The organism is Salinicola halimionae (assembly GCF_003206065.1).
Taxonomy (GTDB): Bacteria; Pseudomonadota; Gammaproteobacteria; order Pseudomonadales; family Halomonadaceae; genus Salinicola; species Salinicola halimionae.
Window position 1 is genome coordinate 1,091,438 of record NZ_PZJQ01000004.1, and the last position, 26,118, is coordinate 1,117,555.

The 26,118-nt window shown below is 62.1% G+C and carries 18 protein-coding genes; 13 read left to right on the top strand and 5 right to left on the bottom strand.

From position 1 onward, the window contains the following. Window positions 1-33 precede the first annotated feature (33 nt). Window positions 34-843, top strand: a complete 810-nt coding sequence (gene pdxJ / locus DOM27_RS10720) for a pyridoxine 5'-phosphate synthase (RefSeq protein ID WP_110655977.1) — start codon at window positions 34-36, stop codon at window positions 841-843. A 5-nt stretch (window positions 844-848) separates the two neighbouring features. On the opposite strand, the gene DOM27_RS10725 is transcribed toward pdxJ, so the two are convergent. Further along, window positions 849-3,467, bottom strand: coding sequence for a response regulator (locus DOM27_RS10725; RefSeq protein ID WP_110655978.1), 2,619 nt, complete (start codon window positions 3,465-3,467; stop codon window positions 849-851). A gap of 286 nt (window positions 3,468-3,753) precedes the next feature. On the opposite strand from DOM27_RS10725, the gene cysM reads away from it, so the two are divergent. The 9 genes from cysM (at window position 3,754) to DOM27_RS10770 (ending at window position 15,951) form a co-directional block, all read left to right on the top strand. Further along, window positions 3,754-4,650 carry a cysteine synthase CysM gene (gene cysM, locus DOM27_RS10730; RefSeq protein ID WP_110655979.1) on the top strand — a complete coding sequence of 299 codons (897 nt, stop codon included), beginning with the start codon at window positions 3,754-3,756 and terminating at the stop codon, window positions 4,648-4,650. Between the two features lie 2 nt (window positions 4,651-4,652). Continuing rightward, a complete protein-coding gene (gene rlmD / locus DOM27_RS10735) occupies window positions 4,653-6,110 on the top strand; it encodes a 23S rRNA (uracil(1939)-C(5))-methyltransferase RlmD (RefSeq protein ID WP_110655980.1) in 1,458 nt (485 codons plus the stop codon). Between the two features lies 1 nt (window position 6,111). Next, window positions 6,112-8,364: a GTP diphosphokinase gene (gene relA, locus DOM27_RS10740; protein ID WP_110655981.1), complete on the top strand. Its 2,253-nt coding sequence runs from the start codon at window positions 6,112-6,114 to the stop codon at window positions 8,362-8,364. 28 nt (window positions 8,365-8,392) lie between these two features. Continuing rightward, entirely contained in the window at window positions 8,393-9,295 is a 903-nt protein-coding gene (mazG, locus tag DOM27_RS10745; protein ID WP_110655982.1) for a nucleoside triphosphate pyrophosphohydrolase, read from the top strand. Between the two features lie 152 nt (window positions 9,296-9,447). Beyond that, a complete protein-coding gene (gene ppc / locus DOM27_RS10750) occupies window positions 9,448-12,147 on the top strand; it encodes a phosphoenolpyruvate carboxylase (RefSeq protein ID WP_245392670.1) in 2,700 nt (899 codons plus the stop codon). Window positions 12,148-12,261: 114 nt separating this feature from the next. Then, window positions 12,262-13,254 carry a DnaJ C-terminal domain-containing protein gene (locus DOM27_RS18210; protein ID WP_110655984.1) on the top strand — a complete coding sequence of 331 codons (993 nt, stop codon included), beginning with the start codon at window positions 12,262-12,264 and terminating at the stop codon, window positions 13,252-13,254. Next, entirely contained in the window at window positions 13,251-13,556 is a 306-nt protein-coding gene (locus tag DOM27_RS10760) for a chaperone modulator CbpM (protein WP_110655985.1), read from the top strand. The genes DOM27_RS18210 and DOM27_RS10760 overlap by 4 nt, the downstream gene beginning before the upstream one ends. Window positions 13,557-13,767: 211 nt before the next feature. Beyond that, window positions 13,768-14,469 carry a nucleoside/nucleotide kinase family protein gene (locus tag DOM27_RS10765; protein WP_245392671.1) on the top strand — a complete coding sequence of 234 codons (702 nt, stop codon included), beginning with the start codon at window positions 13,768-13,770 and terminating at the stop codon, window positions 14,467-14,469. Between the two features lie 54 nt (window positions 14,470-14,523). Continuing rightward, entirely contained in the window at window positions 14,524-15,951 is a 1,428-nt protein-coding gene (locus tag DOM27_RS10770) for a sugar porter family MFS transporter (protein WP_110655987.1), read from the top strand. Between the two features lie 133 nt (window positions 15,952-16,084). Here the strand turns inward: DOM27_RS10770 and DOM27_RS10775 are convergent, their stop codons facing one another. The 3 genes from DOM27_RS10775 to DOM27_RS10785 all read right to left on the bottom strand — a co-directional run bounded on the left by DOM27_RS10775 (window position 16,085) and on the right by DOM27_RS10785 (window position 21,081). Further along, window positions 16,085-17,041: a ketopantoate reductase family protein gene (locus DOM27_RS10775; protein ID WP_110656445.1), complete on the bottom strand. Its 957-nt coding sequence runs from the start codon at window positions 17,039-17,041 to the stop codon at window positions 16,085-16,087. A gap of 41 nt (window positions 17,042-17,082) precedes the next feature. After that, window positions 17,083-19,089, bottom strand: coding sequence for a DNA topoisomerase III (locus DOM27_RS10780; RefSeq protein WP_110655988.1), 2,007 nt, complete (start codon window positions 19,087-19,089; stop codon window positions 17,083-17,085). A 78-nt stretch (window positions 19,090-19,167) separates the two neighbouring features. Further along, a complete protein-coding gene (locus DOM27_RS10785; RefSeq protein ID WP_110655989.1) occupies window positions 19,168-21,081 on the bottom strand; it encodes a hypothetical protein in 1,914 nt (637 codons plus the stop codon). 208 nt (window positions 21,082-21,289) lie between these two features. On the opposite strand from DOM27_RS10785, the gene DOM27_RS10790 reads away from it, so the two are divergent. Beyond that, on the top strand, window positions 21,290-23,110 hold the full coding sequence (locus DOM27_RS10790; RefSeq protein ID WP_110655990.1) for an SEC-C domain-containing protein: 1,821 nt from the start codon (window positions 21,290-21,292) through the stop codon (window positions 23,108-23,110). Between the two features lie 129 nt (window positions 23,111-23,239). On the opposite strand, the gene DOM27_RS10795 is transcribed toward DOM27_RS10790, so the two are convergent. Beyond that, window positions 23,240-24,664: an AmpG family muropeptide MFS transporter gene (locus DOM27_RS10795; protein ID WP_110655991.1), complete on the bottom strand. Its 1,425-nt coding sequence runs from the start codon at window positions 24,662-24,664 to the stop codon at window positions 23,240-23,242. Between the two features lie 235 nt (window positions 24,665-24,899). On the opposite strand from DOM27_RS10795, the gene rfaH reads away from it, so the two are divergent. Both rfaH and DOM27_RS10805 read left to right on the top strand, forming a co-directional pair. Then, complete coding sequence (gene rfaH, locus DOM27_RS10800; RefSeq protein ID WP_110655992.1) at window positions 24,900-25,436, top strand: transcription/translation regulatory transformer protein RfaH; 537 nt, start codon at window positions 24,900-24,902, stop codon at window positions 25,434-25,436. A 128-nt stretch (window positions 25,437-25,564) separates the two neighbouring features. After that, a complete protein-coding gene (locus tag DOM27_RS10805) occupies window positions 25,565-26,080 on the top strand; it encodes an FKBP-type peptidyl-prolyl cis-trans isomerase (RefSeq protein ID WP_110655993.1) in 516 nt (171 codons plus the stop codon). Window positions 26,081-26,118: the final 38 nt, after the last annotated feature.

The window sequence follows — 26,118 nt, forward strand, 5'->3', positions numbered from 1 at the left end:
CGTTTTGCATATTACAGCAAGGAGTTCGAGCCGATGATCGCTACTCGCATCCAGTTGGGTGTCAATATCGACCATGTCGCGACACTGCGTCAGGCGCGTGGCACCCGTTATCCCGATCCTGTACAGGCGGCACTGCTGGCAGAGGAAGCCGGCGCCGACGGTATCACTCTGCATCTGCGCGAGGATCGCCGCCACATTCAGGAGCGCGACGTCGAACTGATCGCCGCCGTGCTCAACACGCGCATGAATCTCGAGATGGCGGTTACCGAGGAGATGATCGCGCTGGCCGAGCGCTTGAAGCCCAGTGATGTCTGCCTGGTACCGGAAAAGCGGGAGGAGTTGACCACGGAAGGGGGGCTCGATGTCGTCGCCAGTGCTGACGTCATCGCCGACGCTTGCGCGCGACTCAAGGCTGCCGGTTGCCTGGTGTCTCTGTTCATCGATCCCGAGCCTGCCCAGATTCAGGCGGCTTTCGAAGCCGGCGCGCCCATCGTCGAGTTGCACACCGGCGCCTATGCGGAATCCACGGGGGAAGCGCAACGCCTCGAGTACACGCGATTGGCAGCTGCGGCGGAATTTGCCGACGAACTGGGGCTAGTGGTGAACGCCGGGCATGGTCTGCATTATCACAATGTCGAGGCGGTTGCGGCGATTACCGGCATCCACGAACTCAATATCGGACATGCGATCATCGCGCGGGCGCTGTTCGTCGGTCTCAAGGAAGCCGTGGCGGAGATGAAGCGGTTGATGATAGCCGGCCAGGAGTCAGGGCTCGTCGCTCAGATCGAATCTTTCGAGCATGACCACGATCATGGTCATGGCGATAACCACGATCTCGAGTAAGACGGTCAGCGACTGGCGGTGATCATCTGGTCGTCGGCCCAGACGATCAGACGGTCGCAGGCGGCTATCAGTTCGCGAAACGCTTCATCGCAGTCGTGAAGCGGATAGAGGCGGACCCGACTTTCCAGCGTTTCGCAGGCTGCCGACAGCTGTGGCACGCCACAGTAACGGCAGCCGCCCCCGAGCTGGTGGGCGATTTCCACGAGCTGTTCGGCGTCATGACGCTGCCACGAGACCTGCAGCGCCTCGCGATAGCCAGGGAGTTCCGTGACCAGCATTGCCATCATTTCCTCAGCGAGCGTTTCACGGTTGCCGCTGAGGCGTTGGCCCTCGGCCTTGTCGACGACCGGTAGATCCGCGGAGTGCCACGATGAACCCGCTTCTGGCGAGTGGGTTTCCGGCGAGCTTACCTGTTCCGGGGAGATGCTTTCGAGGATCGCTGGCTCTGAAAGGGGGGGCTGCAAGGGTGGTCGCGACATGACGCCCGAGGTCGCTGCGATCGGCAAGTGCCGGGCCAGCACGTCTCTCAGCAGGCGCTCGTCCAGTGGCTTGATCAGCATCTCGTTGACGCCACTACCCTCGAGATCCCTCTCATTTTCGGCGTTGCCATCGTCCGAATTGCCGCTATCCACAAGGTGTCGTCTATACGCTGACGATTCGGCGGTCATTGCGATGATGGGCTTGTGCTCCCATTCCCCGCTCAAGCGTCTCAGGCGCTGAGTCGCGACGAAACCGCTGGTGTCGGGTAGGTGCTGGTCCATCAGGACCAGATCGATCGTCGCGTCCTCGGCGATGGCGAGAGCTTCCGCGGCGCTTCCGGCGACCACCACGTCGGCACCCAGGATGGGGAGCAGTGCATCGAGATAGTGTTGCGATATCTCGTCGTCATCGACGACCAGAATACGGGGGCGAGGTGGTAGCGTCCGCTGGCGGCTTTCGGCGAGCATTTTCGCTAGTGTTCGACCGAGAATGTAACGCGATATCGGCAGCCTCAGCACGACACTTCCTCGTGGCAGATGCCAGGTGATCTGCCGGGTCGGTGCAATGTTGGCAATCAGTAGGCAAGGATGACGCAGGGCATTGAAGCGCCGTTGCCAGGCTCGGTGGGCGTCGGGCTCGTGGGCGTCGTCGTCGATGCCGATGATCGACAGCTGACTCGTGTCATCCAGTGCGTTTAGAAAATCCGGTTCGGACAATGATGTCGGGCGCGCATGCCAACGTTTGAGCGCGTAATCGAGTAGATACGCAAGACGCGTATGAGGTTGCCATAAGGCGATCTCGACGCCTTCCAGATCGAATTCCGCCGGACGAACATAGGGCTTGCAAGCCTCCAGCCCGATGTTGGCAACGATGGTGTGGCCTCTTCCCGGGCGTGCGCCCAGTGTCAGCGTGCCGTTCATGTCCGCGACCAGGCGATGACAGATACCGATGCCCAAGCCGGCTTCGGCCTCGCCCGGTTGCATCCGGCCACGCTCGATCGACTGCAAAAGGCGTTCGCGATGTGATGGATCGGGACTGCCACCGTCGCTGACGCTCAAGCGTAACCGGACGACATTGCCATCACGGCTCTCGAGGACGACCCGAACGACGACGTCGCCTGCATCGCCGTATTTGATGGCATTGTTGATCAGGTTGGTCAGTAGCTGGCGGATGCCGATATCGGCACCGAGGAGCCGGGGAGGGACATCATCGTAGACGATCGCCAGCAGCGTGATTCGCTTGGACTGGGCCACGGGTGTCTGTAGACACAGGACTTCCCATAGCACCTCGGCAATATCGAATACATTGTCTGGCCGGCAACGGCGGGTATCTCCCAGCACATGGTCGACGGTGTCAAGCAGCCCGTTGGAAGCCAGGTGGATATGACGCAGCCACTCCCGCTGCTGGGCGTCGAGAGGGCTGTTCTCCAGTAGCCGACAAAACCCCAGGACGCCGGATAGCGGAGCGCGCAGCTCATGACTCACGTAGCTGAGGTCAGTGTCCGGGACCGCTGCCTGGAGTGGCGGCGCCGATCGCGTGGGCGTCGGGCGTGACGCTCCGTCGTCGATCCGTTCCCGATGGCGCCCGGTCCCGTCGGCGCGGCGTGATTGCCGCCAAGCCAATGCCGCCGGCGATGCTAGCAACGACGCCAGCAACAACGCCAGCAGCGGCGTCCAACCGTTGAACAGGCTTTCCGAGGTGGTAGTGGCGCGTCGGGGATCGAGACTCAGGTCTAGCCAATAGCGATGCGGTGATCGAGTGCTGGAAAATTCCTCCAGCGGCTGTATCCATCGCTGAATCCCATCTTGATGCCAGGTGTGCCGTATCGATGGAAGGACATTCAACGGCGGGGGGGGCGGTATCGAACCCGTGAAATCCCGAACGCTGCCGCTTTCATCTCGCAGCGTAGCGTTGATGATCGCTGGATCGCTGGTCAGGCGGATCAGTAACTCGTGGACCTTGGACATCTCCTCGTTCTGCGCGGCTTCGGCCAGCGATGGCGTAAAGACACGATTGATGCTCTGCAACCGCCGGGACAGCATCTGATCGTTGGCATGATGCCATTCCCAGGCGTGCCACCCGATAAAGCCGAGTAGAAGCGTGGAAGAGAGTACCGAAAGAAGGATCAGCCAGCGTGAAGCCATGAATACCCGAAGCCCTTGACGTTCTATTGGCGTTTTATCGGCGATTACCTACAAAACCGTAATCCTGGGCTTAACTTGAATCAGCAATAGCGTAAGAAGGTTTCTCATTGTTGTCTCGTGACGTCAATGCCAGTGAGCAAGTCGGTGCCGTGTCACGGATGACCGCTGTCATGTCCCCCGTCAGCTTCGATATACTAGTACCATTCCATTTACCGGTTTGCAGCCGGGCGTTTCGGCAAATGCCGCCGGTTGAAATCGTACAGGCTTAGGCTTCAGGACATTATTTATGGCATTCCCTACTCTTGCGCAGACCGTCGGCAATACACCGTTGGTGAGGCTCGCGCGTATTCATGCCGGACGCGACAACACGATTCTGGCCAAGCTGGAGGGTAACAATCCGGCGGGCTCGGTCAAGGATCGTCCGGCGCTGTCGATGCTCCGCGAAGCCGAAACCCGGGGTGACATCTCGCCGGGCGATACATTGATCGAAGCGACGTCGGGCAATACCGGTATCGCGCTGGCGATGGCCGCCGCGGTCATGGGCTACCACATGATTCTGATCATGCCGGACAACGCCTCCAGCGAGCGCAAGCAGGCCATGGCGGCTTACGGCGCCAAGCTGATCGGCGTCAGCAAGGAAGCCGGCATGGAAGGTGCGAGAGATCTGGCCGAGGAAATGATCGCCCGCGGTGAAGGCAAGCCGCTCAATCAGTTCGCCAATCCTGACAATCCGCTGGCCCATTACCGTACCACGGGCCCCGAGTTGTGGGAGCAGACGGCCGGACGTATCACTCATTTCGTCAGCGCCATGGGCACGACTGGAACCATCATGGGGACGTCGCGCTATCTCAAGGAGCGCAATCCTTCGATCCAGATCGTCGGCCTGCAGCCGGAGGATGGCGCGAGTATTGCCGGCATCCGGCGCTGGCCCGAGGCCTATCTGCCCGATATCTATGAACCGCAGCGGGTCGATAGCGTGCTGGACATTGGCCAGCAGGAGGCCGAAGAGCACATGCGTCGCCTGGCGCGGGAAGAGGGTATCTTCGCTGGTGTGTCGTCCGGCGGGGCGCTGGCGGGGGCGCTGAAAGTCGCCGAGCAAGTGGATAATGCGGTCATCGTGTTCATCGTCTGCGATCGTGGTGATCGTTACCTTTCCACCGGCCTCTACGCGCCGGAAGCCTGATCATGGCGATGCTGGGAAAAAGGCGGATACCCGCCGCGCGCCGTGAGCGACAGCCATCGCCGGCCGCGCCGAAGCTGAAAACCGATGATGGCTCGCTGATCATCGAGCGTTTGGCCCACGATGGACGCGGCGTGGCGCGGAATGCCGATGGCAAGACGGTCTTCGTCGATGCCGCGTTGCCGGGAGAGCGAGTGGAGGTGGCGATACATCGTCAGCGCAAGCGCTATGACGAGGCTCACATCCGTGAGCGCCTCAGTGCGGCCGATACCCGCGTCGAGCCGCCGTGCATTTATGCCTCGCGTTGCGGTGGCTGTGATCTTCAGCATCTGAGCGTCGACGGTCAGCGCGAGCACAAGCGTCAGGTGCTGATCGACTTGCTCAGGCGTCAGGCCATCGAAGCTCCCAGCGAAGTGCCGATGTTGACCGGCGTCGCGTCCGGCTATCGGCGTCGGGCGAGGCTCGGGGTGAAATGCGATGCGCAGGGCCACGTTCATTTCGGTTTTCGGGCACGCGGCAGCGAGCAACTGGTCGATATCGACAGTTGTCATGTGCTGGCGCCGCCGCTGGCGGCCTTGCTGCCGAGGCTGCGAGCCCAGCTCGAATCGCTCGATGCCCCACGCCACGTTGGGCATCTCGAACTGTTGCTGACCGATGCCGACGCGACCACCGTGGTCGTCCGTCAGCTTCGCGATGTGCCCGAGGACGAACAGCGCTGGCGGACGTTTGCCGCGCGTGAAGGTGTGGCATGTGCGCTGCGCCGAGGACGGCAATCGACAGATCTGGTCTGGTTGAGCGACCAGCCAAGGCTGGCCACGGTCGTCGACGGTGGCCCGCGTCAGGTATCGCTTGCACTCGCCCCAGGGGATTTTCTCCAGGTCAACGCTGAGGTCAATCAGCGTCTAATCGACACGGTGCGCGACTGGCTCGCGCCGCGCGGCGACGAACACTTGCTCGATCTGTTCGCCGGTATCGGCAACTTCTCGCTGGCCTTGGCCGCTGACGTTGCCAGTGTTACCGCGGTCGAGGGTAGCAACGAGATGGTCGGGCGGCTGCGAGACAATGCCGTCGCCAACGCGCTGGAAGTAACCGTACTGCAAGCGGATCTCGGCGATCCCGGTGCGCCGGTCGAGGCGCTGATTGCCGACCACGACGTGGTGTTGCTGGATCCGCCGCGGGATGGTGCCGATGCGCTCTGCCGCCGCCTGGCACAGAGTGATGTCGCGCGGGTCGCATACATCTCCTGCGACCCGGCGTCGCTGGCACGAGACGCGGCTCACTTGCTGAGCGCTGGCTTTTCGCTGTCGCGCCTGGCAATGGCCGACATGTTTCCGCACACCGCGCATCTGGAGTCGCTGGCGCTATTCGAGCGGGGAGAACGTATCGAACGCCCAATACGCCTCGAACGGCCAGAGCGTCAGGATGGTGATCTCGGTAGTCCGGTTTTGGGAGGTAAGCACTAGCATGGTGAAGGTGCGCGAGAGTGAACCGCTGGTCGATGACGGCAGTGTCGATCTGGAACTATGGCTGCAGCGATTGCAGCAAGAGGTCGAGTTGCGCGCGCCCGAGCGTGTTCGCCTGGCCTGTGAGCTGGCCCTTCGCGCCAGTGAGCGGGAGACGATGGGTGCAGTCGAGGCACTGCCTGATCAGACACTGCTGACGGGGCTGGAGATGGCCGATATTCTCAGCCAGCTCAAACTGGATCAGCCGACCCTGGAAGCGGCGATACTCTATCGTAGCGTTCGTCGTGGGCTGCTGAGTCTGGAAAGCGTGTCCAAGCAGATGGGCAGCGAAGTCGCCAAGCTGATAGAAGGCGTGCTCAGCATGGCGGCGATCAGCCAGCTTCAGGCACCGAAGCACGGGCTTTCTCAGCACAATCAGCAAGATAACCTGCGCAAGATGCTGGTGACCATGGTCGACGACGTTCGTATCGCGTTGATCAAGATCGCCGAACGCACCTGCATGCTGCGCCAGGTCAAGGATGCCTCGCGCGAGAAGCGTCTGCGGGTTGCGCGTGAGGTCTTCGATATCTATGCGCCGCTGGCTCATCGGCTGGGCATCGGTCAGGTCAAGTGGGAACTCGAGGATCTGGCTTTTCGCTATCTTCACGAAACCGATTACAAGGCGATCGCCAAGCAGCTGGCGGAGAAACGCTTGGCTCGCGACCGCTATATTCACGAGGTCGTGGAAACTCTGGAGACGCTGCTCGAGCGCCAGGGAATCCTGCGCTATCAGGTCGACGGCCGGGCGAAACACATTTATTCGATCTGGCGCAAGATGCAGCGTAAGCGCATCGATTTCTCCCAGGTCTATGACGTGCGCGCGGTCCGCATTCTGGTGCCCGAGATCGCCGACTGCTACACCACCCTTGGTGTGGTGCACTCGCGCTGGCATCACGTGCCCAATGAATTCGACGACTATATCGCCAATCCCAAGAAAAACGGCTATCAGTCGCTACATACGGCGGTCATCGGTCCCGAGAACAAGGTGCTCGAGATCCAGGTGCGTACCTTTGCCATGCACGAAGAGGCTGAACTCGGCGTCTGCGCGCATTGGCGCTACAAGGGGATGGACACCGACGCCAAGAGCCGGGGTTACGAGGAGAAAATCGCGTGGCTGCGTCAAGTGCTCGAGTGGCAGGAAGAAGTCGGTGACGTCGGAGATTTCCGGGAAGGGCTGGCCAGCGACGTCGCGCCGGACCGAATCTACGTGTTCACGCCCGACGGCCATGTCATCGATATGCCCCAGATCGCAACGCCGATCGATTTCGCCTATCGCGTGCATACCGAGATCGGCCATCGCTGCCGGGGTGCCAAGGTCGATGGCCGCATCGTCCCGCTGACCTACCTGCTCAGAACCGGCCAGCAGGTCGAAATTCTCACCGCGACCAAAAGCGCGCCGAGTCGGGACTGGATCAATCCTAATCTGGGCTATGTGCGTACGTCACGCGCGCGCTCCAAGATCCAGGCTTGGTTCAAGTTACAGGCGCGGGAGCAGAATATCGACGAGGGCAAGGCGATCTTCGATCGCGAATTTCGTCGCCTCGATATCGATGGTGTCGATCTCGAGCGCTTGGCGGGCGCGGTCAATTATACCGAGGTCGAGGACATGTACGCCGCGATCGGTGCCGGGGATTTACGGATTGGCCAGGTGTTGCATCAGGCCCAGCAGCTGTTCGGCGAAAGCGACGATCAGGAGCAGCTCGACCGCTTGCTGACCAAGCCCCGTCGCCATCAGGCCAAGGAGTCCAATGACGGTATCACCGTGCTCGGTGTCGGCAATCTCAAGACGGCGATGGCCAATTGCTGCCACCCGGTGCCAGGCGATCAGATCATCGGCTACATCACTCAGGGCCGCGGTGTCACCATCCATCGCCAGGACTGCCCTAACGTGCTGCAGCTGCGAAGCGAAGAGCCGCGGCGGATCGTCGATGTCGAATGGGGCGAGAAAGTGCGCGCTCAGTATCCGGTGGACATCGAGATCGAGGCGTGGGATCGCTCCGGACTGCTGCGCGACGTTACTCACGTGCTCTCCAGTGATCGCGTCAACGTGACCTCGGTCAACACGGTAACCGACAAGCTCGACAACATCGCGCGAATGCAAATCACGCTGGAAATCGAAGGGCTGGAAGCGCTGGAGCGCATCTTCTCGCGTATTCAGCAGTTGCCCAACGTGATCGACGTCAAACGGCTCAGGCAGGGGCAAGGCCGTGGATGAACAACGATTCAACGCCGGAGATTCCTTGATGTCTTCTGATGTCGTCGAAACGCAGAATCCGCATCGCCATTCGCTCGACGATCTGCTGACGCTGATGACGGTGCTGCGCGACCCCGATCACGGCTGCCCATGGGATATCAAGCAGCGTTGGGAGACCATCGTTCCGCATACCCTCGAAGAAGCCTATGAAGTCGCCGACGCCATCGAGCGCTGCGCCTTCGACGAACTGCCGAGCGAACTTGGTGATCTGCTGTTCCAGGTCGTCTATTACAGCCAGTTTGCCAAGGAGGAGGGGCGTTTCGACTTCGACGATGTCGTGCATACGTTGACGGCCAAGATGCTACGTCGCCATCCGCACGTGTTTCCGGATGGCACCTTGAATTCGCGGCGCGACGATGGCGATGGTGAGCGCGCGCAGGTCGCCGAGGATCAGGTCAAGGCGCGCTGGGAAGCGCTCAAGGCCGAGGAGCGCGAGGCACGCGTCTCGTCGGCGTCGGGTACCTCAGCGTTGAATATCTCGGCACTGGATGACATTCCAACGGCGTTACCGGCACTGAGCCGCGCCGCCAAGTTGAGCAAGCGCGCCGCCGGGCAGGGCTTCGACTGGCCCGACGAGCGCGGCGTCATCGACAAGATTCGCGAGGAGCTGGCGGAAGTCGAATCGGCGCTGGCCGAAGATGACCGGACGCACGCCCAGGCAGAGGTCGGCGATCTGCTGTTCGCCGTCGTCAATCTGGCGCGGCGTCTGGGTTGCGACCCGGAGCAGCAGCTGCGCCGCACCAATGCGAAGTTCGAATGGCGTTTCCGCTATGTCGAACGCGGGCTGGCAGCAGACGGCTCGACGCCCGAGCTCGCCTCGTTGGAAGAGATGGAGCGGCATTGGCAGGCCGCAAAGCGCGAAGAAACGACCGCGAGTTCTTCCATTACGTAGTAAATTTACGACTAATGTCGTTCATCCACCGGTCGACTCTTTCCCTCAGATCGTTATGCTGAATCCCTAATCGGTTTATTGGGATGATATCGGTCTGCCCAAAACAGGACCGCCTCCGGGGTATCTGTTTTGCCAATTCAGGGAAGGGTGCCATGAGTTCGGAAGTTGAAACGTCGCTGCACGAGTCGCTGCGGGACAATGTTCGCCTGCTGGGTGACAGTCTCGGGCGAACCATCGCCAAGGATCTCGGTGGCGAGTTCGTGGATCGTATCGAGCGCATCCGCGCCCTGGCCAAGAAGGGCCGTCAAAGTGCCGAAGAGGCGGATCGCCGGGAGCTGATCGACTATCTGCGTGCGCTTCCCGAACGCGAGCTGTTACCGGTCACTCGCGCGTTCAATCAATTTCTCAATTTTTCCAATATCGCCGAGCAGCATTACCGGGCGCGGTTTCGTCGCGTCGAGGACTACAAGCCGGGTACCCAGCCCGATCTTGGCGAATTGCTGAAACGTGCGGCGGCGTCGGGCCGATCCCCACGCCAGTTGGTCGACACGATCGCTGGCATGCGTGTCGATCTCGTGTTGACCGCGCATCCTACCGAAGTCATTCGACGCACGCTGATCCAGAAATACGATGCCATCGATCACTGCCTGCAGACCATCGAGGATAGCGCCGACCATCCGGAAGTCATGCAGCGCGCCCAAGGTCGACTGGAGGAACTGATCGCCCAGTCCTGGCATACCGACGAGATCCGGCACGAGCGTCCCACCCCCGTCGACGAGGCCAAGTGGGGGTTCGCTGTCATCGAGAACTCTCTGTGGGAGGCAGTGCCGACGTTCCATCGCGATCTCGACGTCCTGTTGATGGAGACGGCCGGTGAGCGTCTGCCGCTGGAGGCATCGCCGATTCGCTTCGCATCGTGGATGGGGGGCGACCGGGACGGCAACCCCAACGTGACCGCCAGTGTCACGGAGGAAGTCCTGTTGTTGGGGCGCTGGATGGCGGCGGATCTCTATTTGCGCGACCTGGAACAGCTCAAGGCCGAGCTATCGATGTGGAAGGCGAGCGATGCTCTGCGCGCCGAAGTCGGCGACGATCCCGAGCGCGATTCTCGACAAGCTGCAGAACCTTATCGCGCACTGCTCAAGCGGCTGTCGACCCGGCTGGAGGCCACCCGAGCGTGGTCGCGCGCCCGACTCGATGGCGAGCCGCCCACCGACGCCCCGATCATCGAGACTCGCGAGCAACTGTTCGCGCCGTTGCTGGCCTGCTATCGCTCGCTGTGCGATGTGGGGCTGGAAACCATCGCCAATGGCGTGCTGCTCGACACGCTGCGACGTGTGGCGGTTTTTGGCGTCAATCTTGCCAAGCTCGATGTGCGTCAGGATGGTGCCCGTCATGCCCAGGTATTCGAGGAGCTGACCCAGCATCTCGATGTCGGCACCGACGGCAGTAATTACCAGAACTGGGACGAACCCACGCGTCAGGCGTTTCTGCTTGAAGAACTGGCCTCGCCACGGCCGCTGATTCCTCCACGCTGGGAGTGCTCGGCGGAAACGCGAGAAGTGCTCGATACGTTTGGCGTCATCGGTCGTGAGCATCGCCAGGCGCTGGGTACCTATATCATCTCCATGGCTCAGCAGCCTTCCGACGTGCTGGCGGTGGCGCTGCTGATGAAAGAAGCGGGCAATGGCGTGCGCCTGCCGATCGCGCCATTGTTCGAAACGCTGGATGATCTGGATCGTGCCGGTGACGTGATCGAACGACTGCTCGCGCTGCCGGGATACCGCGAGGTGGCCGGCGACTATCAGGAAGTGATGATCGGCTATTCGGACTCGGCCAAGGACGCCGGTCAGCTGGCCGCCGCCTGGGCCCAGTATCGGGCGCAGGAGCGGCTGGTCGATGTTTGTCGGGCGGGAGGCGTGTCGTTGACGCTGTTTCATGGCCGCGGTGGCACCGTCGGCCGTGGTGGCGGCCCGGCTCACGCCGCGATTCTGTCGCAGCCGCCGGGGTCGGTGAACGGTAGCTTGCGAGTGACCGAGCAGGGCGAGATGATTCGCTTCAAATTCGGGCAACCCGATATCGCCCTGCGTTCGATGGAAATCTACGTCTGCGCGGTGCTTGAGGCGACGCTGTTGCCACCGCCCGCTCCGCAGCCGGTCTGGCGCGAAGAAATGGACCGCCTTGCCGATATCGCCCACCGCGCCTATGTGGGCGTGGTGCGTGAGGACCCCGACTTCGTACCTTACTTCCGCGCGGTGACGCCGGAGGGCGCGCTGGGTCGATTGCCACTCGGATCGCGTCCAGCCAAGCGGCGCCAGGAAGGCGGCATCGAGACGCTGCGCGCCATTCCCTGGATTTTCGCCTGGACCCAGACTCGCCTGATGCTACCCGCCTGGCTGGGTAGCGGCGAAGCGTTCTCCAAGCGCCTCGAGGAAGAGGGGGGACTCGATCGGCTGCGAGAGATGCGCGAGCAGTGGCCGTTCTTCGGCACCTATCTCGATATGCTGGAGATGCTGCTGGCAAAGTCGGATCCGCTGATCGCGGCCTATTACGAAAAACGCCTCGTCGAAGAGCCTGCATTGACCCAGCTGGGCGAGTCGCTGCGCCAGCGCCTGGTGGATCTGGAGGCCGTGCTGCTGCGGATACTTGATCAGAGTCAGTTGCTCGAGAATACCCCGCTGATTCGTCAGGCCATCGAGGTACGCAATCCTTACATCGATCCGCTTCATGGTTTGCAGGCAGAGCTGTTGCAGCGTAACCGTGATGCCCAGGGCGACATCACGCCGGAACTGTCCCGCGCGCTGATGGTGACGATGGCGGGCATCGCCGCCGGCCTTCGCAATACCGGTTAAGTGCGCCTCGGCCAAGCTTGCATACCTGCTATAACGAGAGTGAGTGTGGAACATGGTGGTGGCGGCGAATGGCCGCACCGATAGTCAAGCGGGTTTGATGCCAGGGAGTGCGGCATGGAGTTCAAGGATTACTATGCGGTTCTGGGAGTGGAACGGGATGCCGCCCAGGATGAGATCAAGCGCGCCTATCGCAAGCTGGCCCGAAAGTACCACCCTGACGTCAGCAAGGAAGTCGATGCTGACGCCCGCTTCAAGGAACTGGGCGAGGCCTACGAGGTTCTGAAAGATCCGGAAAAGCGGCTTGCCTATGATCAGGTTGGTCAGGGCCAGCGGGCCGGCGAGGACTTCCGGCCGCCGCCGGACTGGGACACCGGATTCGAGTTCCGAGGCGGTGGCTATACTCAGCAAGGTTATGCACGGGAAGGCTATTCAGAGGAGGACCGTGCAGATTTCAGCGACTTTTTCGAGTCGCTGTTCGGTCAGCGCCATGGCACGCGTTCCGGTGGTTATCAGTCCAGCAGCTTCGGTCATCGCGGTCGCGGCGAGGATCACCACGCCAAGGTGTCGGTTGCCCTCGAAGATGCCTATCGCGGTGCGACACGGACATTGACGCTCCAAAGCGGCGAAGTCGATACCGAGGGCCGGCTGCGGCCTCGTCAGCGCACCTTGAAAGTTCGTATCCCCAAGGGTGTGAAGCAAGGCCAGCGGATACGCCTCGGCGGGCAGGGCGAACCGGGAACGAGAGGCGGCCCGGCTGGCGACCTTTATCTCGAAATCGAGTTCGACCCCCATCAGCGCTATCAGGTCGAGGGGCGCGACGTCACCCTGAGGCTGCCCGTTGCTCCGTGGGAAGCCGCGCTGGGCGCCACGATTACTGTTCCGATGCCCGAAGGCTCGGTCGAGCTGAAAATTCCGCCGGGTTCGCAAAGCGGGCGGCGCCTGCGACTCAAGGGGCGGGGGATCCCCGGTGAGCCGCCGGGAGATTGCTACGTGACACTGGAGGTCGTGTTGCCGGCCGCAGAGAGTGACGAGATCAAGGCGGCGTATCGCCAGCTGGCGGCGCTGACAGGTTTCAATCCCAGAGCGACAGCGGAGGACAAGTCATGACGATTCACGACCTTACCGGCATTCCGGTCGATAATCTTGACGAAACCCCTGTTCTAACACTGGGTGAACTGTGCCAGACCTGTACGGTACACGCGGAATGGGTCATCGAACTGATCGACGAGGGGGTCATCGTCCCCAGCGGCCGCCGCCGTGAGCAATGGCGTTTCTACGGCGCGAGCCTGCACCGGGTCAGGGTCGTCCAGCGTCTGCAGCGTGATCTCGGCGTCAACCTTGCCGGTGCTGCACTGGCGCTCGAGCTGATAGATGAGGTGGCGCGGTTGCGTCAGAGAGTTGGCGAATAGCAGATCGCTTGCCAATCAATGATGCGATATCTCGAGTGTGGTCGAGAAGTGTTTGCGGCCAAAATCGGGGTTTAGACAAGCAACATCAATCTCGATATTGCAGGGTGTTAGTAAGTTTACGACGATGGTCGTGTCGCGGAAAAATGACTCTCACCATCAAAATGAGCGTGCTACGATTACCGCCACTCCAGACTTTTTTGCGATTTTCCCCATGCGTATAACGACGATGGAAACGCGAGCGATATCGATCGATATCGACCCGCAGGTTCTCGACGCGGCCCGTCGCTTAATCGATTCATCTGAACGCCGAATTCTCGGTCTGGTCGGTGCCCCTGGTTCCGGCAAGAGCACGCTGTCGGAGGCGCTTCTCTCCGTTCTGGGCGATCAGGCGCAGGTCGTGCCGATGGATGGATTTCATCTCTCCAACCGTCAGCTGGCGGCGCTGGGAAGGGCTGAGCGAAAAGGGGCGCCGGATACGTTCGATGCGTTCGGCTATCGCGATCTGCTTCAGCGCCTTCGCGCCGGTTATCGGTCTCACCCTAGCGACGGAGAATCCGTCTATGCACCGGGCTTTTACCGCGAGATCGAGGAGCCTATCGCTGCCAGCATCGCCGTGCCATCGGAAACGTCCTTGATCGTTACCGAAGGCAATTATCTGCTGCTCGAGGACGATCCCTGGCCGCAGGTGCGAGAGAAGCTGGACGAAGTATGGTTTCTCGACGTCGACCGAGAGTTGCGCGAAGAGCGTCTTGTGGCGCGTCACATGGCTTTCGGACGCAGTGAAACGCAGGCACGGGAGTGGGTACGCACGACCGATGCACCCAACGCCAAACGCATCGAGGCAGCGGCTGCCCACGCCGATCGGCAGCTGTGGTGGAGCGGTTCCAGTATTCGTTTCAAAGACACGAAATAGCCATTCGAACCGGGCAATTCGTCATCCAGGACGCCCGATTTCAAGGAGAGAAACATGAACGCAATCGCTACCGCCAATGGCGGCCCGCAGCGTAAAGGGCTGGTCGTCATGGTGTCGGTCGTGGCCGCGCTGGGTGGCCTGCTTTTCGGCTACGACACCGGCATCATTGGCGTCGCGCTATTGGGATTATCGAAGCAGTTTGCCCTCGACGACACGCTCAAACAGCTGGTCACCGGTGCCATCATTCTCGGCGCGATCTTTGGCTGTGTGGGCACCGGCCGACTGTCCGATCGGCTCGGGCGCCGATGGACGATCGTGCTGGTCGGGGCGGTGTTCATCGTCGGGTCGATTCTGTCGGCGACCTCGACCAGCGTCGGCATGCTGATCGCGGCGCGATTCATCCTCGGGCTTTCCGCCGGTAGCGCGACGCAAATCATCCCCGTCTACATTGCCGAAGTCACGCCGCCAGAGCATCGTGGAAAGCTGGTGGTAATGTTCCAGTTCATGGTGGTGTTCGGCATTCTCGTCGCCTATCTCGTCGGTTACGGCCTGGGCGAGCAGTGGCGCTGGATGTTTGGTCTGGGTACCGTACCGGCCGTCATTCTCATGCTGGGCATGCTGTTTCTGCCGGAAAGTCCGCGCTGGCTGGTCAGCAAGGGGCGCGAGCCGGAAGCGCTCGATATCCTCGAGCGCGTGCGCTCCAGCCGAGAGGGCGCGCAGACCGAGATGGACGAAATCAAGGAAGTCTCGGCGCGCCCGGAAGGTTCCTGGCGCGACCTGTTTCAGCCTTGGATCCGCCCGGCGCTGGTGGCCGGCGTGGGGATCGCGATGTTCTCGCAGATCACCGGCAACAACGCGCTGATCTACTATGCGCCGACCATCCTGAGTCAGGCCGGCTTCGGCGATAGCGCCGCGGTGCTGGCAGCCATCGGTGGCGCGGTGCTCATCAACCTGGCCACCATTCTGGGAATCTTTCTGGTCGACCGCATCGGACGCAGACGCTTCCTGTTGTGGATGGTGCCGGGTTCGGCAGTGGCGCTGGTGATCATGGGGTTGCTGTTCGTGGGTGGTGCGCCCGAGGATGCTTTCAGCCAGTACGTCCTGGTGGCGTGCCTGGCCATCTACATGGCACTCAATTGCAGCTTCGGCGTCTGTCTGTGGCTGATCAACGCGGAAGTCTATCCGCTGTTCGTGCGGGGTAAAGGTGCGAGCATGGGTGCGCTAAGCCACTGGGTCTTCAACCTGCTGGTCACGCTGACTACGCTGTCGCTGATCAGTACGCTGGGAACGTCCGGTACTTTCTGGCTCTATGCCGTGATCACCACGATCGCATTGGTATTCATCGTGCGCTACGTTCCCGAGACCAAGGGTCGCTCGCTCGAAGAGATCGAGAACGATCTGAAAAAGGGTGTCTTTTTCCCGGCGGACAAGACCAAGGACGATTCCAAGGTCAGCTCCGAAGCCGCCAGCGCTGCCGAATGAGAGTCTGATACCGATACCGCTGGAACAACGCAAACGACCGATCCCATGGATCGGCCGTTTGCATTTTCGACCATCGGTATTGGCGCTCCGGCCCCACGAGGATAGGTTTTTAGCGGGTTAGGAGAGCTAGTGTCTAATGCGGTGTTGCCTGGTAGAGCGCAATGATTTCAGGCGTGTCGAGTCGATGGCGAAGGCCCGCATCGATCAGTGGCCCGAGGATGGCGCCTCGCTCCGTGGGGCGGCCTGCCAGCACATCCTGCAGCATCGAGGAGTGGTTGGCGGCTGTCGCCTCGATCACGCCCTCGATGAGCGCTTGCCAGCCCGTAGCGGGTGGCTGAATGCCTTCGGCTTGCATGATCCGGCCGATCTCCGCGACCAGTGCCACGATCCGAGGCCGGAATTCAGGACCCGCCAGATCGCCGTTGCGAATGCGATGGCTGGCTGTCAGAGGGTTGATCACCGCATTGACCGCGAGTTTCTGCCACAGGCGCTGGCGGATATCGAGGCAAGGAGTTGCCGTCATGCCCGCCTTGCCCAAGCATTCGGCGACCGCTGCCGCCAGGGTCGGGTGCCTGTCGTCGAGATCGCCGATCCAGGTTTCGCCGGCAGCGGCGTGTACGACGTCCGGCCTGGTGGAATAAAGCTCAGACTCGGGATCGAGCAACGGGCGATAGGCGGCCTCTGTCGTCGAGGCGCACAGCACCGGCCCCGCCCAGTGTTCGCTGATTCGAGGCTGTACCTGAAAGCCGTTTTGCAACAGCAGCAACGGTGTGGTTGGTGTCAGCCGTGGCATCAATGCGTCGAGCGCTGCCTGGGTATCATGCGATTTGGTCGCCAGCACTACCAGGGCTGGTGGTTCATTCCTGGACCGCTCGGCCGCCCAGTCGCTGAGCCGCTCGCGACGCAGCGTAACCTGATGATCCATACCCTCTGATGTGCGCAGACGGATCGCGGGAGGCGCCGACTGTCTTCCCAGTAGAATGACCGGATAATGCCGGGCAAGGGAAGCGGAAAACAGTTGTCCGAGGGCCCCGGCGCCGACGATCAACCACGGCGCATCGGCGACTGGCGTTACGGTCCGGATTGTCATGGCCTGGGTCGTCATTGATCCAGGCGTGTTGGATGGGGGCCTCATGGGGTACGTTTCCGCGTGCGGCGAGCGCGCGTCGGTTTGCCCTCCGCCGAGGCGGCCGGTTGGCTCTCTTTCGACCGAGAGGTCCGTCGCGAACGGTTTCCCCCGGGCTTGCGGGCACTGGTGCCGCGTCTAGCGCCTTTACCGCTTTTCCGCACGGGGGCTTCCGGTGCCGGCCCTTGCGCCGATGCCTTAAGCGCCTGGTTGAGTCGGCCGGCATCCGCCTGGTCCAGCAGCGCGCGCAGATCGCTGATCAGCGCTTCCAGAAATGGCGCTGGCGCATCCTGATTGTCGGCGATCGCCGAAAGGCGCTGTTCCCACAGCGCGGTGCGCTCCGGCTGAGTTGCCGCCAAGGGCAGGGAGTCGATCAAGGCGTGTCCGGTGCGCGTCGCCTTGATGGCTTTTTTGTCGCGAACGAGATAACCCCGGGTGAGCAGTGTCTCGATGATGCTGGCCCGTGTCGCTTCGGTGCCGAGGCCGTCGGTATCGCGCAGCGTTCGTTTGACGGCGGGGTCCTCGACGTAGCGCGCGATATTCATCATCGCCTTGATCAGGCTGGCATCGGTGAACGGTTCCGGGGGCCGGGTCTCACGCGCTTCGCAACCGGCATCGGTCACTATCGCCGTTTCGCCTTTCGTCAGCGGAGGCAGGGCGGGGACGTCGTCGCGTGTGGTGAACAGCGGTTTCCAACCCGGTTCCAGAATCTCCCGTCCCTGCGCCTTGAAGCGCTCATCGAGGATGTCGAAAACGGCTTGGGTCTCGAAGGTCTCGAGTGCGGGATAGAACTGGGCCAGAACGTTGCGCGCGATCAGCCGGAACAGATCGGTCTCGTCTCGACTCAGCTTGCCCATGTCGACCGGCCGCCCCGTTGGCGCCAGCGCGTGGTGGGCACCGACCTTGGCGTCGTCCCAGGCCTTGGAGCGCAGACTGAAATCGGCCTGTTCGGCCCAGCCCCGCAGCTGGTCGTCCGGGCGGCAGGCGCTGGTCAAGGTCTTCGCTGCCTCGCGATGGTGTGCGGCGGGCAGATACCGGCAGTCGGAGCGTGGATAGGTGATCAGCTGGTGGCGTTCGTAGAGCGTCTGGCAGACATCGAGCACTCGCTTCGCGGAAAGACCGTGACGGCGTGCGGCATCGATCTGCAGAGACGACAGCGAGTAGGGCAGCGGTGGCGCCTGACGCTTGCGCTTCTGGTCAAGCTGGGCGAGATGACCTCGGGCGCCGGCAAGACGCTGGGCGAGCACTTGTGCCGGACGCGGGTCGAGCAGGCGGCCCTGATCATCCAGCGGGTGGTGTTCTCCGGGCTGCCACCAGGCGCGTAGCGAACCGTTGGCGATCTGAAGATCGGCCCACAGCACGTAAAACGGTTTGGGTTCAAATGCGGCGATATCCCGATCGCGCCTGACCACCAGCCCCAATACCGGCGTCTGCACGCGGCCTACCGAGAGCAGGCCATCGAAACCGGCCTGGCGACCGATCAGGGTCCAGGCGCGGGTCAGATTGATGCCGTACAGCCAGTCCGCGCGAGAGCGTGCCTCGGCTGCAGCGTAGAGCGGTTGATAACGGTGATTGTCCTCGAGCTTGCCCAGTGCCTTGACCACGGCGGGGCGATTGAGATCCTGAATCAACAGACGCAGGGTCTGTTGGCGCCAGCCCAAGTGATTCAACACCTCCTGCACCAGCAATTGCCCCTCGCGGTCGGGGTCGCCGGCATGGACGACGCTGTCGGCGCTCTTGATCAGTTTGCGCAGCACGGCCAGCTGCGTTCTTGCCTGGCTCCTGGGTACCAGTTGCCAGCGCTCGGGAACGATCGGCAGGTCATCGAGCCGCCACTGTTTGTATTTCGGGTCGTAACGTTCGGGTGGCGCTTGCTCCAGCAGATGACCGAGACACCAGCTCACCACGGTATCACCGGCTTCCAGATAGCCCTCGCGTCGTATCGCCTTGACCGGCAAAGCGTCGGCGATGGCGCGGGCGAGACTGGGCTTTTCGGCGACGATCAAACGCATGGGACAGGCTCCGCTGAGTGGCTTTTGTCGATCCGTTCTCGTATCGATTCGTGCTGTTGTCGATTCATGATTCAGGGATCATTTTTCGAGATGACGGCGAGCCCGGACCAGCGCCCGATACCACTGGCGATGAGGCGTACCCACCGCCGGTGGCGCCATGCTGAGGTAACTGACATTGGCCGTCTCGCCGCGCTCCAGATTGACATTGGTCAGCATCTGCAGCGTCGCTTCGCGCGCGCCGTACTGGCGCTGCAGAAATTCCATTGCTCGCGGTTCCAGCGCGACGCGGTAGTGCTTGACCAGTGCCAGGGCCAGCGATTCTGCCGTACGCGACAGGTCGGTTTCGATCTCGCGAACCATGGCCGATCCCATCGCGGCTTTCGCCGCCACCGACAGGTTAGGCTCGAGCTGGCCGAAATCCGCGGCATTGGTGCTATTGATGGCGCGCTGCACCGCCGGGCGCGACAGGTGCACGTGGGGCTCCAGCGCCAGGAAGATTTCCACCGCGACGCGCTTGGCGCTCTCGACACCCACGCTGAGTTGGGTGTCCCGCTCGGCCTGGCGCAGCCGTTCGCGCAACGTGCCGATGTTGGCCTTCTCGAGATGGCGGCCGAGATGCTTGCATACTTCGGCCTTGGCCTCGTCGTTCAGGATAATCTTGCTTTCGCGGATACGCAGGCCGCGCCGCCCCGGGCCCAGGCGCAGGCGCGTCGTGTTGTCGGAAAGATCGGCGCTGAGCGCATCCCACCGCTGCCCCATGCGTAGCCGATGCGCATGACTACGCCCGACTTCGTTGTAAGCGCTGGAGACGCTCTTGTAGAGCTTGATCGCATTGGTCAGCACTTCGGCTTGGCGTCGCAGCGTCTGGCGATCATCGCTGCGCCCCGTGTGGATAGCGTGGGACAACGCATGCGTCTGTTCGCTCAGTTCGTCGATGGCGGCAACGCTGTGCGTCAGCAGGGCATCGGCGCGCTGGCCAGAGACGCTTTCGGCCAGTGGCGTCACCGAATGCTCGACGAGATAGGTATTCAGTGCCTTCAGGCGAGAAAGGCCGGTGGCCTGGGCGATCCGGTGGCGAGCCCGAGCTTCTTCCAGGCTGTCGAAGGCCCGGGCCAGTTTCCAGCGTCCTCGATATTCGAATGACAGCACCGGAATTTCCCGACCGCTGATCAACTCGAATGCCAGGATCACCATCTCCTCGACATCCTGCAGCGTCATCAGCAGATCGTTATCGTGCTCGATGGCGGCCATGACGCGTTCGATGAAGTGTTCGTCACGCGGTACGCCGTAACGCGGATCCGGGGCATGGCCCTCGAAGCGCTCGCGCAGCAGCGTGATCGCGACCGGTGCCAGATCATAGAGCTCGATAAAGCGCGGCTCGATGTCGTCGCGATAAATCTCGACCAGGTCGCTGACGCGAGCGTGAAGCCCGACCCGTCGATAGACGTCGATCTGGCCGATCAGGCGAGCGCTATCGCGATCGTCCAGCAGTTCGAGCGCCGCCAGCTCGACGCCTTCGGGCGACAGGTCCTGCTTGCGCAGCAGCATGGCCGCGGCTTCACGGCGCCTGGCGTCGCCCTCGAGGCTTTCGACGATCAGGTTGCGGGTGGCCAGCAGCAGTTCCGGCAAGGTCTTGATGACCCGTTCGATACGACTCGAAGTGCGTTCCAGCCGGCGCCCGCCCGTCAGCTGATGCAGCAGGTTGGCCATGATCCCGGCCGCGCCGGTAATGACCGTGAACGAGATGAAAAAGATGTAGTTCTCGAGCGTCGGAGCCTTGCCGTACCCCAGCAGGTAGCCGCCCCAGGCGCCGAGCAGGGTCACCGGCCCCGCGGTCCACAGGATCTGCATCAGGCTGATGGTCCACGGGACTTTTTCGACGGCCGCGGTGATCCGGCGAATCTCGTCGCGCCCCTCTCGCTCCAGTCGAACCTGGGGGGCATCGCTGGCGATCGACTGTGAAGGGCGGCGAAACGGAATCGGCAGGAGCACTGGCGCTTCTCTTTATTAACGACGATTGGCTAGTAACGGCGATCGACGGGTCACGACGACTGGGTTGGTTACAGCGGCTGAGCCGGCAACGATGATGCGTCTGGCAATGACGATAGCGTGAGCGGCGGCTAAATTATCACCCCATGCCGGCACTCGCCAGCGCTCTGGGCCAGCATGCTAGGATAGGGCCAGAAAACGGAGGAATGCCATGCTGACAGCTTGGGTCGAACAGCTGCTGGGCTTTGCCAGCGGCGCCCTCGAGGCGATTCGCGCCAATGAACACTACCCGACGATGATGGCATGGGCCCGCAGTGAGGGGGCCGAGCACTGTGGCGGCAGTCTCGATCTGGCTCAGGCGCTTGCCCCGCTCATCTGGAATCAGACACCGCTGGTACGACGAAACTTCGATACCGAGCCGCTGGCGGAGCCGAAACGCGACGAGCCATGCTGGTGCGACTCAGGGCGTCTCTATCGCGACTGCTGCGCGCGAGTCGAGATGCCCAGCGTAATCCCCGAACATCTGATGTGGATGTTGTCGCTGCGCGAGTGGCGTGGCGAGACGCTGAAGGCGGCATTGGAAAGCCGCAAGGCGCCGGCGCAGGCATTGCTGGAAGCTGGAATCGTTTCCGCGGAGAGCGGTAATAATGGCCGCGCGCAGCAGACTCTGGAGTCGCTGTTCGCCAGCGATCGTGATTGGGAGGCATTGGAAGAGCAGATCGAGCCGGCTTTCGAGATACTGGTCGATCTATATCAGGAGCGCGGTTTCCATCGCAAGCGTGCGGCGTTGGTCGAAAGGGTGATGGCCGACGGGCCGGGATTCCTGCGCGGCGCGGCGCTCGAGCGGCTGTGTCTGATGCATCTCGACAGCGGCGATCTGGCGAGCGCGCGTGAGGCTTTTCAGAGCGCCCAACGAACCTTGCCGGATTCGCCGTCGTTGGCGTATATCGAGGCGATGGTGCTGCTCCACGAAGGCAACGTCGGCAAGGCACGCCAGCGTGCGGCTTTCTGGTGGCGGCGGCTGTCGCGTCAGCATCATCTGGATCCGGATCAGCTCGAGTTCATTGCCGAACTGGCCGATGATCCCCAAGCCGCGCTGGCGGAACAGGTAATTCACTCCGAGGAGATACTTTCCGGTCCATTGACGGCGCTGCAGGCGTTGCTGCATACCCAGCAGCGTCCGCCTCGTCTCGAGCTGTCTCACTCCGAGGAGGGGGCGCTGCTCTATGAGCCCAGCGCTCGCGAAGCATCGCTCTACAGTGGTTGGATCGATGCCTGTGAAGTCGAAATCGATGAAGACGCGGCACTGGGGTTTTTGGGCGATCCCTGGGTGACGGCGCCGCAGTGGCTGCAGGCGCTGTGCGCCAACCCGGAATGGCTGGATGCGCCGCGAGTGATGCAGGCGTTGACCCTGGCGCTGGCAAGCCGTTTCGGCAGTCTTCCCTGGATGGTCGATACCTTCTTCACGCCGCTGGCCGAACGCTACGGCTTCTGGCTGGGTCAGCTCGAGGACGCCGGTGGAGCCTTCTCCTGGCACGATGCGGATAATGCGACGCTGCTGCGGACCGGTCTGGCGTTGGTCATCGGTATGGAGCGTGGCGCGGGTCAGGATGCGCGAAAGCTGGCGCAGCGGCTGCTGGAATTGGATCAGGAGGATAGCCTGGGTCTGCGAGAACTGGTGATCGATCAGTTGCTGCGTGAAGGCCGCGACGAACAGGCGCTGATAGTGAGCGAACAGGGCCCTGAGGGGGTCGAGATGCTGGGCGTGCAGATGGGCCGAGTATTAGCGCTCTATCGTCTGTCGCGCCATGATGACGCGCTCGTTGTGCTGCGAGAGGTCTACTCATCCAACCCCTACATATTGCCGATTCTGTGCGAGGACCGACCGCGCCCGGCTCGGCTGGGTGACGACATGCCGGAGCCGGGCACCCGGGCAGAAGCGTGGCAGTATCGTCAGTTGATGCGCGACCAGTGGATGGCTTCCGACGGCGCTCTGGACTGGTTGTCGCAGCAGCGCCGTTCACTGGCCTGAGCATGTGGTCGGGCGCCGTTGCCCGACCAGAATGGCGTCCACCCGGTCTCTTGACTCACGGCGCGCGGGCCCGGTCTTGAGTGTCTCGTGGTTTCTCTCGTTTTCGGCCCGGCACTCTCGGCGAGCCCGTCAGCGCGAGCTGGCGGGCTCGTGCTCTTTCCGGTCATCGTTGACTGAAGGGGAGCTGCGCTCGTCATTTTTGCTATCACTGTCGAGGTCGAGCGCTGGCAGACGGCGGCTTAGCCACCACGCCAGCGCCACGGCCGGCAGACCGAGCAGGCAAACGATTCCGAAGAAGCTGGCATAGCCGACATCGGCCACGATCACGCCGGAGAAACCACCGATGAACTTGCCGGGTAGCGTCATCAGCGAAGAGAACAGCGCGTACTGGGTCGCGGTGTAGGTGCGCGAGGTCAAGCTCGATAGGAAGGCGATGAACACCGTGCTGGCGAGACCATTGGCGAGATTGTCGCCGGTGATGGCCACGATCAGTAGCGGCAGACTGTCGCCGCCGTTGGCGAGCAGGGCGAACAGCAAGTTGGTCAATGCCACGGCCAGCGCACCCACGATCAGCATGCGGCCCAGGCCATAGCGAACTACCATCAGCCCGCCGAGAACGCCGCCACCGATGGTCATCAATACGCCGAAGACTTTGGTGACGCTGGCGATGTCGCTCTTGGTGAACCCCAGACTCAAGTAGAGCGGGTTGGCCATTGCAGCCATCGAGATATCACTGATCCGGTAGATGCCGATGAAGACCAGCAGCCATAGCGCCAGGCGACCATAGCGCTGGAAAAAGTCGCTGATCGGACAAATGACCGCGGCGATCAGCCAGACTCCGGTCTGGCGTTGCCAATGACGGCGACCATGACTCTGGCGCAGAAACCGTTTTACCCGCGGGTGAAACAGCACCACGCTGAGGCTCTGCGGACGGGGAGGTTCCGGTCGAACCAGCACCGTGATCACGCCGACGCTCACCAGAAACGCCATACTCAGGTAGGCGACGGCCCACGACGCGGCATCGGCAATGTAGAGCGCGCCGGCACCCGCCATCACGATTCCGATGCGATAACCGATAATATAGGTCGAGGCCATGGCGGCCTGGATGGCTGCCTCGCCTGACTCGATACGGTAGGCATCGATGACGATGTCCTGTGTTGCGGCGCCGAAGGCGGTGAGCAGGGCGAAGGCAGCGACCAAGGGGAGATGGCCGGCGGGGTCGAGGCCGGAAAGCCCTACCAGGCCCGCGGCGATCAGCGCCTGTCCCAACAGCATCCAGCTGCGCCGTTGCCCCAGCCATCGGCCGATCAGCGGGAGCTGCACACGGTCGACGATAGGTGCCCAGAACAGCTTGATCGAATAGAGCAGGCCCACCCAGCTGAAAAAGCCGATGGCCGCCACTTCGACGCCACTGTCTTCGAGCCAGGCCGTGAGCGTCGAAAATACCAGCAGATAAGGTAGGCCAGCGGAAAACCCCAGAAACAGCAGGGTCACGACCGGTGCCCGCAGATAGACGCGCAAGGATGACAGCCAGTTACGTGGCTCGCGTTGCATGCAACCTCCCAAAACCGGATCGACACGCCGCGGGCGGACGTGTCGGATCGAAAATGGTACTCTAGATGGCCCCGCGCGTCTGGCCCGGATGCCATATCGGCGATGGTGCGATAACGCATGATTTTGCCTCGGCACGGCAGACACGACAGGAATTGTCTTTTCGCGGTTGTTATTAGTGATTGTGATTAGTGATTGTTATTAGTGATGAGTGGTTGCAATCAGCAAGGGGTTACCGATGACCAGTGAGTCGACGCAGAATGGTGAGTCGTTATCCCGCTGGTACGTTATCCAGTGCAAGGGCGGCGAGTCGTTTCGCGCCAGCGAGCATCTCGATAATCAGGGCTACGAGGTATTTCACCCGGTGCTGGAGGTGCAGAAGCGCCGACGTGGCAAGCTGACCTGGGTGGCCGAGCCGCTGTTCCCGCACTATCTGTTCATCCGGCTCGACCGTATGGCCAGCAACTGGCGACCGATTCGATCCACGCGCGGGGTCCTGCGGTTGGTCAGCTTCGGTCAGGAGCCCGTGTTCGTGCAGGATGCGTTGGTCGATACCTTGCGGGATCGCGTCGCAGCCGACGACAGACGCGACCGCGCCAACGTCTACTACCGGCAGGGCGATATCGTCGAGATCACCGATGGGCCGTTTCGTGCTCTGCAGGGGGTGTTCGAGGCGCAAAAAGGCGAGGAGCGCGCCATCGTGCTGCTCAATCTGCTGCAGCAGACGCAACGCCTCGAGGTACCGGTCGAAGCCTTGCGCAAGCACACCTCGTAGCTTTTCAACCGCGCTTCAAGACGCTTTCAAACGGGCTATCAAATAGGCCATCAAACTCAGCTCGTCGGCTCAATGGGTCAACCTGATCCGATGATCGCACTGAACCCCATCCTCTTTCTGGAGTCATCATGAGCCAGCTCGCCATCGAGCCGTCCCACGTTGCGACCCTTCACTATGCCCTGCTGGATGAGCGAGGCCGTACCCTCGATGACTCGCGCGCGCGTCAGCAACCTCTCGATTATCTGCATGGGCATGGCAACCTGTTTCCAGCATTGGAAGCGGTATTGGCGGCTCACGGTCCCGGGGAGCGGTTGAGCGTGACTCTGGCGTCTGCCGACACCTATGGCGAACGCGATGAGGCGCTGGTCAGTAAAAGCCCGCGCACGGCCTTTCCTGAAGACCAGACGCTCGAAGCCGGCCAGCGGTTTCAGGCTCAAGGGCCGGACGGTCCGCGAACGGTGACGTTAGTGGCCGTCGACGAGTCGCGGGTTACCGTTGATGCCAACCATCCGCTGGCGGGAGAAACGCTGACCTACGAAATCGAGATTCTCGACGTGCGCGAGGCGACGCGGGCCGAACTGTCCAAGGGTCATCCGCTACCGCCGGGCACTTCGCACACCGAGGTCGAGGATCGCAAGCAGTAGCGAGAGGGTCATCCTTCTCAGCGCTCCACCCATCAGCG